13 protein-coding genes are annotated in these 15,477 nt (G+C 72.6%); 6 read left to right on the plus strand and 7 right to left on the minus strand.

Translation table 11 applies throughout. From position 1 onward, the window contains the following. Positions 1 to 35 precede the first annotated feature (35 nt). On the plus strand, positions 36 to 587 hold the full coding sequence (pyrE, locus tag DEJ02_RS17210) for an orotate phosphoribosyltransferase (protein ID WP_071404348.1): 552 nt from the start codon (positions 36 to 38) through the stop codon (positions 585 to 587). Continuing rightward, positions 584 to 2,884, plus strand: coding sequence for a septum formation family protein (locus DEJ02_RS17215; RefSeq protein ID WP_111033932.1), 2,301 nt, complete (start codon positions 584 to 586; stop codon positions 2,882 to 2,884). The genes pyrE and DEJ02_RS17215 overlap by 4 nt, the downstream gene beginning before the upstream one ends. A gap of 200 nt (positions 2,885 to 3,084) precedes the next feature. Here the strand turns inward: DEJ02_RS17215 and DEJ02_RS17220 are convergent, their stop codons facing one another. After that, positions 3,085 to 4,038: an aldo/keto reductase gene (locus DEJ02_RS17220; protein ID WP_111033933.1), complete on the minus strand. Its 954-nt coding sequence runs from the start codon at positions 4,036 to 4,038 to the stop codon at positions 3,085 to 3,087. Between the two features lie 108 nt (positions 4,039 to 4,146). Here DEJ02_RS17220 and DEJ02_RS17225 point away from each other — a divergent pair, with 108 nt between their 5' ends. Continuing rightward, on the plus strand, positions 4,147 to 4,791 hold the full coding sequence (locus DEJ02_RS17225; protein ID WP_111033934.1) for a HEAT repeat domain-containing protein: 645 nt from the start codon (positions 4,147 to 4,149) through the stop codon (positions 4,789 to 4,791). 435 nt (positions 4,792 to 5,226) lie between these two features. On the opposite strand, the gene DEJ02_RS17230 is transcribed toward DEJ02_RS17225, so the two are convergent. After that, positions 5,227 to 5,916 (minus strand): metal-dependent transcriptional regulator, encoded by a 690-nt coding sequence (locus DEJ02_RS17230; RefSeq protein ID WP_027464846.1) that lies wholly within the window; start codon positions 5,914 to 5,916, stop codon positions 5,227 to 5,229. 37 nt (positions 5,917 to 5,953) lie between these two features. Between DEJ02_RS17230 and DEJ02_RS17235 the strand changes: the two genes are divergently transcribed. Beyond that, positions 5,954 to 6,844, plus strand: coding sequence for a CPBP family intramembrane glutamic endopeptidase (locus DEJ02_RS17235; protein WP_181440412.1), 891 nt, complete (start codon positions 5,954 to 5,956; stop codon positions 6,842 to 6,844). A gap of 195 nt (positions 6,845 to 7,039) precedes the next feature. Here DEJ02_RS17235 and DEJ02_RS17240 read toward each other — a convergent pair whose 3' ends face one another. From DEJ02_RS17240 to DEJ02_RS17255, 4 genes are all read right to left on the minus strand, one after another. Continuing rightward, on the minus strand, positions 7,040 to 9,031 hold the full coding sequence (locus tag DEJ02_RS17240) for an alkaline phosphatase family protein (protein WP_258378771.1): 1,992 nt from the start codon (positions 9,029 to 9,031) through the stop codon (positions 7,040 to 7,042). A 61-nt stretch (positions 9,032 to 9,092) separates the two neighbouring features. Beyond that, on the minus strand, positions 9,093 to 10,532 hold the full coding sequence (gene efeB, locus DEJ02_RS17245) for an iron uptake transporter deferrochelatase/peroxidase subunit (RefSeq protein ID WP_258378772.1): 1,440 nt from the start codon (positions 10,530 to 10,532) through the stop codon (positions 9,093 to 9,095). Beyond that, entirely contained in the window at positions 10,529 to 11,722 is a 1,194-nt protein-coding gene (locus DEJ02_RS17250) for an EfeM/EfeO family lipoprotein (RefSeq protein WP_111033943.1), read from the minus strand. Before DEJ02_RS17250 ends, efeB begins: the two co-directional genes overlap by 4 nt. A gap of 201 nt (positions 11,723 to 11,923) precedes the next feature. Continuing rightward, the gene (locus tag DEJ02_RS17255; protein ID WP_027464991.1) at positions 11,924 to 12,721 is read right to left on the minus strand and encodes an HAD-IIA family hydrolase; all 798 of its coding nucleotides are present in this window, start codon (positions 12,719 to 12,721) and stop codon (positions 11,924 to 11,926) included. A gap of 178 nt (positions 12,722 to 12,899) precedes the next feature. On the opposite strand from DEJ02_RS17255, the gene DEJ02_RS17260 reads away from it, so the two are divergent. Further along, complete coding sequence (locus DEJ02_RS17260; RefSeq protein ID WP_163343243.1) at positions 12,900 to 13,598, plus strand: TetR/AcrR family transcriptional regulator; 699 nt, start codon at positions 12,900 to 12,902, stop codon at positions 13,596 to 13,598. 64 nt (positions 13,599 to 13,662) lie between these two features. Then, positions 13,663 to 14,310: a TrmH family RNA methyltransferase gene (locus tag DEJ02_RS17265; protein ID WP_111033938.1), complete on the plus strand. Its 648-nt coding sequence runs from the start codon at positions 13,663 to 13,665 to the stop codon at positions 14,308 to 14,310. A 103-nt stretch (positions 14,311 to 14,413) separates the two neighbouring features. Here the strand turns inward: DEJ02_RS17265 and DEJ02_RS17270 are convergent, their stop codons facing one another. Further along, positions 14,414 to 15,403 carry a LacI family DNA-binding transcriptional regulator gene (locus tag DEJ02_RS17270; RefSeq protein ID WP_111033939.1) on the minus strand — a complete coding sequence of 330 codons (990 nt, stop codon included), beginning with the start codon at positions 15,401 to 15,403 and terminating at the stop codon, positions 14,414 to 14,416. Positions 15,404 to 15,477: the final 74 nt, after the last annotated feature.

Here is a 15,477-nt window from a genome sequence, read left to right on the forward strand (position 1 = left end):
CGCGTTGCGGGCCCGACCGACTACCCTTGTGCGCTGTGACCGACGCGCGCGAACAGTTGATCCAGTACATCTCCTCCGAAGCGGTGTTCCACGGCGACTTCACCCTGACCAGCGGGAAGAAGGCGACGTACTACATCGACCTGCGGAAGGTCAGCCTGGACCACCGCGTCGCGCCGCTGATCGGCCAGGTCATGACCGAGCTCGTGCAGCAGGTGCCGGACGTCTCCGCCGTCGGTGGCCTGACCATGGGCGCCGACCCCATCGCCAGCGCCGTCCTGCACCAGGCCGCCGCCCAGGGCCTGACCTACGACGCCTTCGTCGTCCGCAAGGAGCCGAAGGACCACGGCCGCGGCAAGCAGGTCGAGGGACCGGACCTCAAGGGCAAGCGCGTCGTCGTGCTCGAGGACACCTCCACCACCGGGGGCTCGCCGCTCAAGGCGGCCGAGGCGCTCGAGCGCGAGGGTGCGATCATCGCCGCCGTGGCGGTCGTCGTCGACCGGGACACCGGTGCCAAGGAGACGATCGAGGCGGCCGGCTACCCGTACTTCGCGGCCATCGGGTTGGCTGATCTGGGGCTGACCGCGTGACCGAGGAGCGTCCGGACGACGCACGCGAACCCGACGGCACCGCCGGCCCGGCAGACGGGGACGACGGCCTGGAGGCTCGGCGTGCGTCCGGATCGGACGCTCCGTTCCACGGTCTCCGCAGTGCTGCGGACATCTTCGGGGCTCCGCGCGGCGAGGAGGACTGGCCGTCGCGGCGGGAGCGCCGCGAGGCGGAGCGCACCGCCCGTGAGACGGGCGCGCCGCTGCCGGAGCCGTTCGTGGCCGAGGGGGAGGCGGAGGGCGCCGAGGCTGCTCCTCCTGCTGTTCCTGCTCCTGCTGCGCCGGCCGCTTCGGCTCCGGCGCTCGACGACGGCGCGACCCAGGCCATCTCGATGCCGCCCGAGCTGCTCGCACCCTCCGAGAACCCCGACGCCGTCGTCGAGCACGAGCGCTCCACACTGCACGACCGGATCCCGGCCGCCGCCGACGTCGCGCCGGACTCCACTGCACCGCACCCGTCGTCGATCGTGCTGCCGACGGCGCAGACCCACCGCGACGAACGAGCTGCCGCGTCGAAGGCCATCGAGGACGAGCGTCGCCGCGTCGACCCGTTCGGCGAGGGCCGCGCCGACGTCGACTGGCTCGGCCGGGCGACCGGGAACCACCCGGAGTCCGTGGCGCCTGCTGCCCCCGCTGCCCCGCAGCCCCTCGGCGTCGAGAACGTGCTGCCGCCGACCGAGGAACCGCCGACCTTCACCGACCTGCTGCGCATCACCAGCACCGGGCCGGTCCCCACGCAGACCGGCGCGCACGACCGACCGTTCGACTGGGCGATCGCCGACGACGACGAGCCCGGCGAGGTCCCGGCGACGCTGACCACCGACTCGTTCGACACCACCGCGCTGTCCGCCGGGTCCTGGTCGCTCGCCGACGAGTTGGACGACGAGGACGAGGTCGTCGCCGGCGAGGTCGACACCCCGGCCTCCGGGCTGCCGCAGGCACCGCGGACCTACCCGGTGCCGCCGGCGGTCCCCGTGCCGCCGGTGGTGCCGCCGGCGGTCCCGGCTGCGCCCGTGTCGGACACGGCTGCTCCGGCTGCCGTTCCCGCCGCTGATGCTGCTGGTGCTCCGTCGGAGGCGACCGAGGCCGTGGACGTGCCCCGTGCGCCCGCCGGAGACGACGTGCCGGACGCGACCGAGGGCCTCCAGGTCGATGCGCCGACCACCGCGATGCCGGCGGCCGGGACGCCCTGGTGGTCCGAGCCCGACGCGACCGTGCCGCCGACCGCCGCACCGCCGCTCGTCGAGCCCGCTGCCGGCGCCCAGGAGTACCCGGCGCACCTGCCGCCGTCGGTGGGGCAGGACCTCGACGCCGTGCTCGGGCTGCGTGGGAACGACACCGGTCCGCAGCCGGAGTCCCTGCCCGCCGCGGCGCCGGACGACCTGGACCAGTCCGAGTGGGACGGCCGCGAGACCAGTGACACGAGTGCCATCAAGGACCTGTTCGGCACCGAGGCCGTCGGGCAGCTCGGTGGCACCGGCTACGACCCGGAGGACACCGGGACGCGGATGATGCCGGCGGCTGCCGTGCCCGCGGCTGCTGCTGCGCCGGCTACTGCCCCCGCGCCTGCTGCTGCTGGGCGGCCGGCCGGTGGTCCGGACCGGCGGTCCGGCGACCGCGACAACTTCATCAACGAGGGCTTCGCGCGGCTGCGGAGCGAGGGCAAGCGCGGCAAGCAGCTGCTGATCTACGGGTCGATCGCGCTGATCCTCGTGCTCATCGTGCTGGTGTTCCTGCTGTCGAAGTGGATCCTCGGCAACAACATCGCCGACCAGGCCGTGCCGACGAAGTCGCCGGTGGCTGCCTCGTCGGCGCCGCCGACACCGAGCGCTGCGCCGTCGGCGTCGGCCTCGCAGCCGGGTGACGCCGCAGCACCGGCCGCCACGCTGCAGTTCGCCACGACCCCGGCCCTGCCCGGCGAGCACCCGTGGACCGACCTGGCCGGCGGGGAGTGCCTGTCGCCGTTCACGAACGCGTGGTCGCAGACCTTCACGGTGGTGGACTGCGCGACGCCGCACATCGGGCAGCTGACCGCACGGCTCGCGGTCGAGGGTGACACCTACCCCGGCGCCGAGGCCCTCGCGACCCAGGCGGCCGACCAGTGCCAGTCCGACACGGCGCTGAACGCCTCGGCCGCCGCTGCCGTGGGGGACGTGCAGGTGCAGGGTTCCTACGCGCCGGACCAGGCGACGTGGGACCAGGGTGACCGGTTCATCGCGTGCTTCGTGACGCGGTCGTCGGGGCAGCCGCTGACCGGGTCGTTGGCGCCGGGGGCGTAGGGGCGGGCGGTCGGTCGACGTCCGACGCCGACGTCCGACGCCGAACGACGATGTCGACGTCGTACGACAACGACATCGTCGTTCCTCGTGCCCCGGGACTGTCCGCGTGTGCAACGAACGACATCCCCGATGTCGTACGACGTCGGGGATGTCGTTCTGCGTCGGCGGCGGTGCGTACCGCGGCGCGGACAGCGCCGGTGTCAGGCGCTCGCGGGCACCTTCGCCGACACGTCGGACAGCGTCTGCAGCTCGTCGGCGGTGAGCTCGAGCTCCGCCGAGGCCAGCAGCGCCGGCAGCTGCTCGGTGTTCCGGGCGCTCGCGATCGGCGCGACGACGTCGGGCTGCGCCTGCAGCCAGGCGAGTGCGACGGTCGCGATCTCGGAACCGTGGGCATCGGCGATCGAGGACAGCGCGTCCACGACCGCGAGCCCCTCGTCGGTGAAGTAGCCGGACACCTGGCCCTCGCGGTCCTTGCCGGCGAAGTCGTCCTTCGAGCGGTACTTCCCGGTCAGGAACCCCGCGGCGAGCGAGAAGTACGGCACGACGCCGAGTCCGTGCTCGTGCGCGAGCGGTGCGATCTCGGCCTCGTACGGCTGGCGGGTGACGAGGTTGTAGTGCGGCTGGATGGCGACGGGCTGGGCGAGGCCGTTCTCCGTCGCGATGCGGATCCACTCCGCGGCGCGGTCCTTCGAGTAGTTCGAGATCGCGGTGTAGCGGACCAGGCCGTCCTGCACGAGCTGGTCGAAGGCGTGGACGGTCTCCTCGAGCGGGGTCGACTGGTCGTCGAAGTGCGCGTAGTACAGGTCGATCCGGTCGGTGCCGAGGCGCTCGAGGCTCGCGCGGGCAGCGGCGGCGACGGTGTCCGCGGCGAGGCCCTGGAACTCCGGGTGCTGCGAGCCCTTCGTGGCGATGACGACGTCGTCCCGCTTGCCCGAAGCGCGCAGCCACGAACCGATGACCCGCTCGGACTCGCCGCCCGAGTTGCCCGGCGCCCAGGCCGAGTAGACGTCCGCGGTGTCGATGAAGTCGCCACCGGCCGCGGTGTAGGCGTCGAGGACCTGGTGCGAGGTCGACTCGTCCGCCGTCCAGCCGAAGACGTTGCCGCCGAGGGCGAGGGGGAACACGTGCAGGTCGCTGGTACCGATGCGGGGCATGCGGAGGTCCTTTCGTGGTCGGGGGTGCGGTGGGAGCCAACCGCACGTCTCCCGACGCTATGCCCCGATGCTTGACACGGCCCCGGCGCGAGGGGCTTCGATGGACGGATGACCACGCTCACCGATGCCCTCGCCGACCCGCGATCCTCCGCCCGGCTGCAGGCCGTGATGGCCGCGGGGACCACCCCGGACCCCGCGGACCTCGAGGTGCTCGTCGCGCAGTGCGCCGTCGAGCCGGACTTCTTCGTCCGCGACATGCTGACGTGGGCGCTCACCCGGCACCCCGCCGACGTCGTCGTCGCCCGCGTCCTGCCCGAGCTCGAGCGCCCCGAGCCCCAGGCCCGCAGCCAGGCGCTCCACACCCTGTCGAAGATCGGCGACCCGGACGCGTGGCCGGCGGTGCGCCCGCTGCTCGAGGACCACGACGACGAGGTGCTCCGCGCCGCCTGGCGCACGGCCGTCGCACTGGTGCCGGACGACGAGCGGTCGTCGCTCGCGCGGACTCTCGCCGTGCAGCTCGGCATCGGTGACCGCGAGCGTCGGCTCAGCCTGTCGCGTGCTCTGGTGGGACTCGGCGAGGACACCGTCGGACCGGTCCTCGCCGCGGCCGCCGACCGGGGTACCGACGCCGTCCGGGAACACGTGCACGAGACCGAACGCCTGCTGCACGACCCGGACGCGGCATCCGCGCTCGCCCTCGAACGGGCCCGGCGCGAGGTCGCCCTCGGCCGGACGCGGTCCGTCAAGGGCTAGGGCCGGCGGGCGCGCCCGGCCGGGCGGGTCGAGTGGTCGAGAACCGTCGGCGTCGCGATGGTGGGGCGGGCGCGTCGCGCGGTCACGACACCCCGTGGCCGGGGTGCCGAGTGGTCGCGAACCGTCGGTTGCGGGGCTCCCGGGCGACAGATGGTGACCGCTCGGCGGAGGTGAGCGGGGTGTCGTGACCGGCCGGGCGCCGGACGGGAGGCGCGTGGCGGCCGCGCACCGGGCCTCCCGTCCGTCGCCGTGCGCGTTCGCGGGCCGCGGTGCGGTCACGACGCCCCGTGCGTTGGGTGCCGAGTGGTCGCGAACTGTCGGTTGCGGGGCTGCCGGGCGACAGAAGGTGACCGCTCGGCGGAGGTGAGCGGGGTGTTGTGACCGGTCGGCCACCCGGCCAACCGACCGACCCGCCGACCCGCGCACGCAGCGCGGTCAGTCGCCGTCGGGTGCGAGCCAGATGGAGGACGCGGCGGCGGCCGGCAGATCGACGAGGGACTCCGAGCCGTCGGTCGCCCGCCGCGACACCGCGATGACGCCGGCGTAGTCCCGCACCCGCTCGACCCGCAGGTGCGTGCCCAGTCCCACCCCGAGCTCGTCGAAGTACCGCAGCAGCGAGGGGTCGTCGTCCGAGACGCGGTCGACGGTGCCGCACGCTCCCGGCTCGATCGCGCCGAGGAGGGTGCCGGGGGAGTCCGGCACGATGCCGTCCGCCCCGGGGATCGGGTCGCCGTGGGGGTCGTGCGTCGGGTGGCCGAGGTCGGCGTCGACCCGGTCGAGGAACTGCTCGGACACGGCGTGCTCCAGGGCCTCGGCCTCGGTGTGGACCTCGTCCCACGAGTAGCCGAGCCGCTCCACCAGGAACGTCTCGATCAGCCGGTGCCGCCGGACCATCGCCACCGCGACCTGCTGCCCGAGCGGGGTGAGCACGACGCCGTAGTACGGGGTGTGCTCGATCAGGCCGTCGCGGTCGAGCTTCTTGAGGTTGCCCGACACCGTCGACGCCGACACCTTCAGCGACGCCGCGATGTCCCGCGTCGCCAAGCCGGGCCCGCCGCGCTCGCTGGCCTTCCAGATGAGCTTGACGTAGTCCTCTGCCATGGTGGACAGGGAGGGCAGGCGCATACCGCCAATCGTACGACCCGCCTGGTACAACCGGGAGGTGACCACCACCGCCCCCGTCCGAGCCCGCCGCCGTCGCTGGCCGGTGCCCCCGTCGCTGCTGCTCGGGCTCGCGCCGATCGTGGTCTTCGCAGCGATCAGCGCCTGGCGGTCTCGGCCGAGCGACGACTACGCGACCCTCGCGCAGACGGTCGACAGCGTCGTGCACGCCCTGGTCATCCCCGAGGGCATCGCCGTCGTGGCACTCGCCCTGTTCGTCACGGCGCTCGGCTGGTGGCGGATCGCCACGGTCGACCCGGTCCGGACGCGGCTGCGGTGGACGATGCTCGCGCCGATCCTCGTGCTCGTGGTGTGCGTCGTCCGGCTGCCCCTGATCGACTGGACGGCGCTGCCGGCGCACTACTTCCTGCTGCTCGCCGTCGGGGTGCTGTTCGTCGGGGTGTTCGAGGAGCTCATGGCCCGCGGGACCCTGCTCGTCGGGCTGCGGCGGCGCCTGCCGGAGATGGGGGTGTGGGCCCTGTCGTGTGCGCTGTTCGGGCTGCTGCACCTGCTCAACGCGCTCGCCGGTGCCGGGATCGGGCCGACGCTCATCCAGGTCGTGTTCGCGGCGTCGTTCGGGTCGACGCTGTACGTCGCGCGTCGGCTGACCGGTTCGCTGCTCGCCCCGGTGCTGCTGCACGCCTTCTGGGACTTCGGGTCGATCGGGTTCTCGGCGACCGCGGACACGGGCGACTTCGGCAAGCTGACGCTGCTCGGCCTGATCGGGCTGTTCTCGTTCGGGGTGCTCGCGTTCGGCATCGTGGCCGGCGGGATCATCGCCTGGTACGACGACCGACCCCGTCGCCTCGCGAAGCGGTGGCGGACGGTACCGCCCATGGGGGCGGTCGTGGTGCCGGGAGGCGAGCCGCGCCTCCCGGCCGACGTGGTCTGAGGGAACGGACGCGACGGCCGCTGCGCTGGCGGACGCTGTGCCGACCGCCGCGTGGCGGCCCCGCGCGGACGCGACGGTGCCCCGGAGCGCAGCACGCTCCGGGGCACCGTTCGGTCGTGTCGGTCGACGGGACGCGACGCGACGCGACGTGTCAGTCGGCTCGGCGTGTCGTGTCAGTCGACCCGACGCTCCGTGTCAGTCGGCCCGACGCCGGAGCTGTCGACGGCGGACGACGACCAGCGCGATGCCGGCCATCAGGAACACGATCGCGGCGATCGTGACCCCGGTGAGCTGCACGCCCGTGAACGCCAGGCGCGTCGCGGACGGGTCGGTCGCGGACGGATCGGCGGCGACGGTCTGCCCCGCGGCCCCGGCTCCTGCTGCGGCGCTCGAGGCAGTCGAGGCCCCGCTGCCCGTGCCGGCGCCCGTGCCTGCCGTGCCCGCCGTTCCGGCCGTTCCTGCCGTTCCTGCCGTTCCACCGGAACCGGTGCTCGCGCCCGTGCCGCTGCCGCCGCCGGTCCCCGTCTGCGGCTTCGTCGTGGGCTTCGGGGTCGGCTTCGGCGTGACGGCCGTGGACACGATCCGCGAGACCGCACCGCTCTTCGTGTTCAGGAGCACCTCGCGGTGCTGCGGGTGCGTGAAGTCGAACATGCTCCGGATGGACCCGGCCCGGGCGTCGAACGACTGGTCACCGATCCGCCCGGTCGACCAGTTGTCCTCGATGAACTTCGTGGTCGACGTCTGCTCGATGGCGGTGTGGTCGACGTGGTTCTGCTTGGCGAACGGCGAGATGACCAGGTACGGCAGCCGCTGCGAGGGGCCACAGCGGTCGAGGTACCCACCGGCGACACCGACCTTGGTCGCGGCCGCGGTGCAGACCGTGGTGTCGTTCGAGGAGTCCGTCGACCCGTTCAGGATCGTGGGCGCGACGTGGTCGTACCAGCCGTCGGAGTCGTCGTAGTTGATGACGATGGCCGTGCTCGACCACTCCGGCGACCGCTCGATCTCGTTGATCTTCGACGTCAGGAACTTCTGCTCGTCGAGCGGGTCGGAGTACGCGGCGTGGCCGTCCTGGGCCTCGGGCGCCTTGAGGAAGGACACGGCGGGCATCCGGTGCTCGGCGAGCGCGGTGTCGAACGCGGACAGGTCGTACTGGTGGTTCGCGCGGTCGGTGGAGCCGATCATGCGGTCGCTCGTCGGTGCGAGGTGGTGGGGGTTCGAGGTCGACGCGTAGTACGCGAACGGGTTGTGGTGCGGCGAGTAGTCGTTGCTGACCGACCCGCCCACGTTCGTCGTGGTGGCGTCGCACTTGGCGAGCGTGCCGGTGCCTGCGTAGGCCGTCGTGGGGGTGAAGCCGCCCTGGAACCAGCCCCAGGTGACGCCCTTCGCGTTGAGCAGGTCGCCGATGTTCTTGCCCGACATCTTCACCAGGTTCGACGTCGACGTGTGGTCCTTGTCGGAGCAGTCGTCGTAGGCGGGGTCCGGGTCGGCGGTGACGGTGCCCTGGCCGGCGGCGTCCTTCGCGACGACGGAGGTCGAGGTCGGCACCGTGGCACCGGTGACCGAGTCGACGCCCGTGCCGCCGTGGGTGTTCCCGCTGATCAGGTTGAGCGCCCCGGGGGTCGAGGGGCCGAAGCCGGTGTCCCAGGCGTTGTCGCTCATCGCGTAGTTCTGGGCGTAGTTCCACAGCCCGGTGGTGGTGTTGCCGTCGTAGTAGTCCATCGTCAGGCCGGGGGACCCGTACAGGCCGGTGCAGGTGTCCACCGAGGTGCTCTCGACGAACTTGTCCATGGCACCCCCGTCGACGGCCTTCTGCTCGGGCAGGTAGTTGTGGTTCTGGTCGCACGTGAGCGCCTGGGCGGGCGTCAGCCGTGACGGGGCGTAGGCGTTCGGGTTCTTCGTCAGGGTGCCGGAGGACGCGAGTGTGTTCACCTTCGGGGTGCTCCGCGCCGCGGTGAAGCGGGTGCCGTCGGTGTTCGCGGCCTTCGGGTAGGTGCCGAAGTAGTGGTCGAACGACACGTTCTCGTCGTACATGACGACGACGTGCTTGATCGGGGTGGTGGTCTTCAGGGAGTTGTCCGCGGCGGACGCCGACTGCGGGATGGCGAGGGCCGTCCCGGCGACGGCCGCCAGGGCCATGATGGCGAGCGCGCCCTGTTGGACGCGTCGTTCGGAAGGTCGGAACACGTGGAACCTCTCACTGGTCGGGACGGTGGGGATGGAGAAGCAGTGGGGCCGGCGGGCAGGGTCAGATCCGTGCGAGCAGCCGACGGCCCAGCCAGTCGTCCGCGTGGCGGACCCCGGGCAGGGCGAAGTAGTAGCCGCCGCCGACGGGTGACACGTAGTCGACGAGCGGCTCGTCGACCAGGCGCTTCTGCACGGCGACGAACTGCCGTTCCAGGTCGGCCTGGAAGCACGCGAACAGCAGGCCCATGTCGAGGTCGCCGTTCGTGTCGGTGCCGTTGTCGTAGTTGTACGGACGACGGAGCATCTGCTGCGCACGGGCCTCGGCGGTGCGCGGGTTCGCCAACCGGATGTGCGCGTCCATCTGGATGACGTCGCCGGTCGGGTCGTCCTGGTACCGGGGGTCGTCGAACTCGCCGCTGCGGGTGAGCGGGGCACCGGAGTCGCGGTGCCGGCCGATCATGTTCTCCTGCTCGTGCAGTGAGACGCGGTCCCAGAACTCGACGAACATCCGGATGGTCCGCACGACGTGGTAGCTGCCCCCGGTGACCCAGTCGGGTTCGCCGTCCTGTCCACCGCGGGTCCAGACCAGGTCGTCCATGACGCTGCGGTCCGCGGTGGACGGGTTGCCGGTGCCGTCCTTGAACCCGAGCAGGTTGCGCGGGGTGCCGGAGGGGCGCGGCGGGGACGCGAAGCCGTCCTGCCGCCAGCGCACCTGCATGCCGCCGCGAGTGGCCCGGGCGATGTCGCGGACGGCGTGCAGGACGGTGTCGGTGTTGTGCGCGCACACCTGCAGCAGCAGGTCGCCGTCCGAGATCGACCGGTCGAGGTCGTCGTTCGGGAAGTCCTCCATCGTCCGCAACCGCGCCGGGCGCTGCCCCGACAGGCCGTACCGGTGGTCGAAGAGCGAGGCACCGACGCTCGCCGTCACGGTGAGCCCGTCGGCCGCGACCTCCGGTCCGAGCACGCCGGAGTCGGCCGGCGGCGCGGTGATCCCGACGTCGGCAGGCGTGCCGCCGCGGGTGAGGAACCGGGCCCGCTCGGTGATCGTCCGGAGCAGGTCGGCGAGCTCCCCGCGGTCGGCCGCGGTCACGTCGAACGCCAGGAACGCCGACTGTCGCTGCGCGGGCGTGGTAATCCCCGCCTGGTGCGCCCCGTGGAACGCGTACGAGGAACCGGGCGGAGCGTCGGCACCGCCCGTCGTCGCGGCGGCTGCCTGGAGGCCCGTCCCACCCCCGGCGGTCAGGCTCGCTGCCGCCGCGGCGGCTCCGGCACCTGCCCCGACCGCGCTGGTCAGGAACGCGCGGCGGCCGACGCCGCGGGTGGGGCCGGTCGGCGGCTGCTGGTCGTCCGGTGCACCGGCCGGACACGCGCTGCCGTCGGCGGACAGTCCGACGCGGGCGTGCGCCTCGGTCATCCGTCGGTACGTCGCCGCGTCCATCCCGCGTGGGAGTTGCCGGCTCTGGAAGCCCTGCCGGCCCTGGCGCTGCGGTCGTTCGGTCACGAGGTCCTCCTCGGGTCGCAGATGGCGGCGACGGGGGCGAGCCGTTCGAGCGCAGCGTCGAGGTCGGCGTCGAGGTGCTCGCGGGCGGTGCGGTCGAGACCGTCGAGGGTGTCCCAGCTGCCGTCGGGCCGTCGGTGTGATTCCAGGTCGGCGCGGAGGGTCGCCAGCGCACGATCGGTGGCCCGGAGGCCCGGGTAGCGGGTCCGCAGGATCGACCGGAGCGGCTCGAGCGCGTGTTCTGTCCCGCTCGTGTTCGCGTCGATCGTCGCCAGTGCGGTGTGGCTGCCGGCGTCGGTGGCCCCGGTCGCCTCGAAGCGGAGCGCGTTCTCGAGGATCTCGTGCGAGCGCAGGCCGATGTCGAGCGGGTCGACCCGTTGGGTGGGGAACGTCCGGCGCAGGTGTGCGACGGCGGCGACCAGGGCGTCGGCGGGCGCGACGGCGCGACGGCTGGGCGCACCCGACCACAGCAGCGCCTCGACGCGGTGGACGCCCGTCAGGTGCGGGTCGTCGAGTGCGGTCCGTCCGGCGGCCGGGAGCCCGTTGATCGCGGTGTCGTCGTCCCCGAACGCACCGTAGGCGGCTCCGAGCTGCTCGTACTCGCGGTGCCCGGTCAGCCAGTCCCGCCGTGCAGCGCGGACGTCACCCGCACGGACGTCGGCGTCCAGCGCACGCACGTCGTCGAGCAGCGCCGGCAGGCGACTCTCGATCCAGGCGCCGTACGACTTCGCAGCGGGGATCAGGTCGTCGCGCGTGACCGGGACGATCCGCGGGGTCTCGTCGCTGACGTGGGTGGCGCCGCGCAGGTGGACGACGGGTCCGGTGCTCGGGTTCGCGTCGGCGGGCAGGCAGCGGAACCGGTACTGGCCGCGGGGGAGTCGGACGCCGTAGTCGTGCGTCGCACCCGATCCCAGACCCTCCGCGTCGAGGTAGACCGCGCCGTTCGTGGGGTCGACCAGCTGCACCTCGATCCCGGCGACGGAGGTGTTGTGGATCCGGAACGTCTGGGGGCCGGCGAGGGCGCGGTCCGGGCTCGCGGGCCACCCCGTCCCGCAGGCGTCGGTGCCGGCCTGCACGGTGACCGCCGACGTCCGCGGCGCCGGCGAGGGGACCAGGTGCGGGGCGACGATCGCGGTCCCCACGAGTGCTCCGAGCGCGCCGACGACCACTGCCGTCGTGGCACGAACCGACATCGGCACCGATGACCCCATCCTGTAGCAACTCACAGAAAACCCTGATCAGAGCCACTTTCGGCTCGACCAGGGCAACCATAGAGTCGCCCCAGGGGCAGTTTTCCCGTCGTTCACCGCAGGGCGGTTCTGTTCACCGGATCGTCATCGAGCGGTCTGCGGTGAACGGGCGCACCCGGGTGGCGTGGGCCGCCAGAGCTCGAGCTAGAGCTCGACCTCGAACGGCTCGGTGCGCACGAGCTCGTGCACGCCGGAGATGACCTCGCTCGGGCGGAACGGGTACCGGTCGATCTCGGCCTGGTCGCTGATGCCCGTCATCACGAGCACGGTGTGCAGCCCCGCCTCGATGCCGGCCTGCACGTCGGTGTCCATGCGGTCGCCGATCATGCCGGTGTTCTCGGAGTGCGCGCCGATCCGGTTCATCGCGGAGCGGAACATCATCGGGTTCGGCTTGCCCACCACGTAGGGCTGCTTGCCGGTGGCCTTCTCGATCATCGCCGCGATGGCGCCGGTGGCCGGCAGGACCCCCTCGGCGCTGGGGCCGGTGGCGTCGGGGTTCGTCACGATGAAGCGGGCGCCGGCGCGGATGAGCCGGACGGCCTTGGTGATCGCCTCGAACGAGTAGTTGCGGGTCTCGCCGACGACGACGTAGTCGGGGGCGGTCTCGGTCATGATGAACCCGGCCTCGTGCAGGGCGGTCGTCATGCCGGCCTCACCGATCACGAACGCCGAGCCACCGGGCATCTGCGACTTGCAGAAGTCAGCGGTCGCGAGCGCACTCGTCCAGATGCGCTCCTCGGGCACGTGCAGGCCCGAGCCCCGCAGTCGGGCGCTGAGGTCGCGCGGCGTGAAGATCGAGTTGTTCGTCAGCACGAGGAATTCGGTGCCGTCGTCGAGCCACTGCTGGATGAGTTCCGGCGCGCCCGGGAGCGCCTGGTTCTCGTGGACGAGCACGCCGTCCATGTCGGTCAGCCAGCACTCGACGTCGTCTCGGGTCGCCATGGCCCTCACCCTACTGCGCAGGGGTTCAGGCCCGGCTCGTGGCCGGCTCGGAAAGGGCCGGGAGGCCCGGGGCGGCTCTTGCGCGCTGCTGCCAGACCCGAGAAGGTCGAGACACCGAACCGCGGTCGGCTTTTGCCCTACGCTTTTCGGGACACGTACCGAATCAAGGAGGCCCCTCGTGCTCGTCGAACCCGGAACCCCGTCCGCCGCGCCCCGACCCACCCCGGTGTCGGAGACGGAGCTCGAGGTGACGCCGCGACGACGCCGAGGCCGCCCGAACGTGCTCTCCCGCGAGCAGGTGATCGACGCCGCCACGACCATCGCGAACGAGGACGGCCTCGACCGGCTGTCCTTCCGGGCCCTGGGCGTGCGGCTCGGGGTCGCCCCGATGACCGTGCACCGGACCATCGGCGGGCTGGACGACCTGCACGCCGAACTCGTCCGCCGCACCGTCGACGAGTTCACCGCGACCTTCGTCTGGCCGGACGAGTGGCACGCCGTCGTCCGCACCTTCGCCACGACGTTCCGTGACCTGATGCGCACCCACCCGCTCGTGCTCGAGTCGCACAGCCAGCGCGCCCCGCTCGCCTCGACCGAGTCCGACGCCGTCGTGGCGAAGGTCGTCGGTGCCCTGCAAGACGCCGGGCTGCCGCCGGCCGAGGCGATGTACACCTTCTTCGTCGTCTACGACTTCGTGGTCGGGCACGCCGGGGTGCAGGTCGGACGCGGGGACTCCGAGGCCGGACGCCCCGAGCGGCACCGGCTGGTGGGCGAGATCCTCGGCGAGCACTCCTACGACGACCGGTTCGCGCTCGGCCTCGACATCCTGATCGCCGGCATCGAGTCGCGCATCGCCCACGGGGCCGGCACCGCCTGAGCCCGCGCCGCCGCCGGGCGCTGCCGTCGTCGGGCCGGTGCCGTGTGCGCCGTACGCTGGTCGGGTGACCACTGCGCCCGAACCGTCGCACGAGCTGACGACCAACGGGGTGGGGCCGCACCCGGAACCCTGGCCCGACGACCCGCGGCTCGACCCGGAGCTGCTGGCCGCCGGCGACTCCCGGAACGTGCTCGACCGCTACCGGTACTGGTCGATGGACGCGATCGTCGCCGAGCTCGACACCCGCCGGCACGCGTTCGACGTGGCGATCGAGAACTGGCAGCACGACCTGAACATCGGGTCGATCGTGCGGAGCGCCAACGCGTTCCTGGCCGGCACCGTGCACATCATCGGGCGACGCCGGTGGAACAAGCGCGGAGCGATGGTCACCGACCGGTACCAGCACGTCCGCTACCACCCCGACGTCGAGGCCTTCCTCGCCGCGATGGCCGAGGAACAGCGACCCGTCGTCGCGATCGACAACACCCCCGGTGCCGAGCGCATCGAGACCGCGACGATCCCGGAGCGCTGCGTGTTCCTGTTCGGACAGGAGGGCCCCGGGCTGACCGACGAAGCGGTGGCCGGGGCGTCCGGGCACCTGGAGATCACGCAGTTCGGGTCGACGCGGAGCATCAACGCCTCGGCGGCGGCCGCGATCGTCATGCACAGCTGGGTCGTCCAGCACGCGGAGTTGCCGGGCGCGACCTCGTGAGCAGAAACGGTCGGGTACGGGCCCTGGACCCGACCATTTCTGCTCACGAAGGGGGCGGGGCGGACGCGGGGCGCGCCTCCCGGCCGGGGTCCGTGCTGGCGCGTCAGCGCGCGGCGGTGGTGCGGCGCGCGACCAGGCGGGGTTCGACGAGGAGTTCCGTGGCGGCGATCCGCGGATCGGCGATGCGGGCCAGCAGGCGCTCGCCGGCGCCGCGACCGATCTCGACACTGCGGTCGTCGATGCTCGTCAGGCCGACGTACCGCATCGCAGCCACCGGGGTGTCGTCGTAGCCGATGACGGAGACGTCCTCGGGGACGCGCAACCCGCGTTCGGCGAGTTCGGACAGGGCGCCGAGGGCCATCACGTCGTTCGCGGCGAAGACGGCCGTGACGTCCGGGTGCTCGTCGAGGAGCATGCCGAGGGCGCGGGAACCGGCCTCCTCGGTGGGTTCACCCGGCAGCACCGTCGTGACGACAGAGGCGCGTGCTGCTGCGGCCCGCTCGAACCCGGACTGGCGTTCGGCCGAGGCCGCCGAGGCCGCACCGACGAACCCGAGTCGGGTGTGGCCGAGGTCGAGCAGGTGCTGCGCCGCGATGCCGCCACCGGCGTGGTCGTCGTTCGCCACGGTGTCCGCGCGGGGGATCGCGACCCGGCCACCGGCGATCACGAGCGGCATCGAGGCGGGGATCGCGAGGTCGGTGGTGGGCTCGCCGGCGATCACGATGCCCTCGACGCGCATGGAGAGGAAGCCCTCGACCGGAGACGCATCGAGCCCCGTGTTGAGGAACCGGTCGGCGACCACGAGCCGGTGCCCCTGGTCCTGCAGGCTCTCGCGCAGGCCGGTCAGCAGGTCCACGAACCACTGGTTGCGGAAGTCGTCGAGGACCACACCGATGGTGCGACTGCGCGTGCCGGCGAGGGAGACGGCTGCGGTCGAGGGGCGGTAGTCGAGTTCCTGGATCGCCTTGAGCACGGCGGCCCGGCGCTGGTCGCTGACCCGGGGGGAGCGCTGCAGCACGAGGGAGACGAGGGACTTCGAGACCCCGGCGCGTGCGGCGACGTCGTAGATGGTCGCGGGCTTGCCGTCTCCCATGATGCGCTTCGACCTCCGTTGGCTCGTGCGTCGATCGTAGCGGTTGACGTGACATGGGCCGGGCGGTGGGGGGG

This window comes from Curtobacterium sp. MCLR17_042, from assembly GCF_003234695.1.
Lineage (GTDB): Bacteria > Actinomycetota > Actinomycetes > Actinomycetales > Microbacteriaceae > Curtobacterium > Curtobacterium flaccumfaciens.

Coding starts and splice junctions, on each gene's coding strand:
- DEJ02_RS17220 (WP_111033933.1), bottom strand. CDS start 4,038: ATGCCCCGCATCGGTACCAGCGACCTGCACGTGTTCCCCCTCGCCCTC.
- DEJ02_RS17230 (WP_027464846.1), bottom strand. CDS start 5,916: ATGCGCCTGCCCTCCCTGTCCACCATGGCAGAGGACTACGTCAAGCTC.
- DEJ02_RS17255 (WP_027464991.1), bottom strand. CDS start 12,721: ATGGCGACCCGAGACGACGTCGAGTGCTGGCTGACCGACATGGACGGC.
- DEJ02_RS17250 (WP_111033943.1), bottom strand. CDS start 11,722: ATGTCGGTTCGTGCCACGACGGCAGTGGTCGTCGGCGCGCTCGGAGCA.
- DEJ02_RS17225 (WP_111033934.1), top strand. CDS start 4,147: ATGACCACGCTCACCGATGCCCTCGCCGACCCGCGATCCTCCGCCCGG.
- DEJ02_RS17270 (WP_111033939.1), bottom strand. CDS start 15,403: ATGGGAGACGGCAAGCCCGCGACCATCTACGACGTCGCCGCACGCGCC.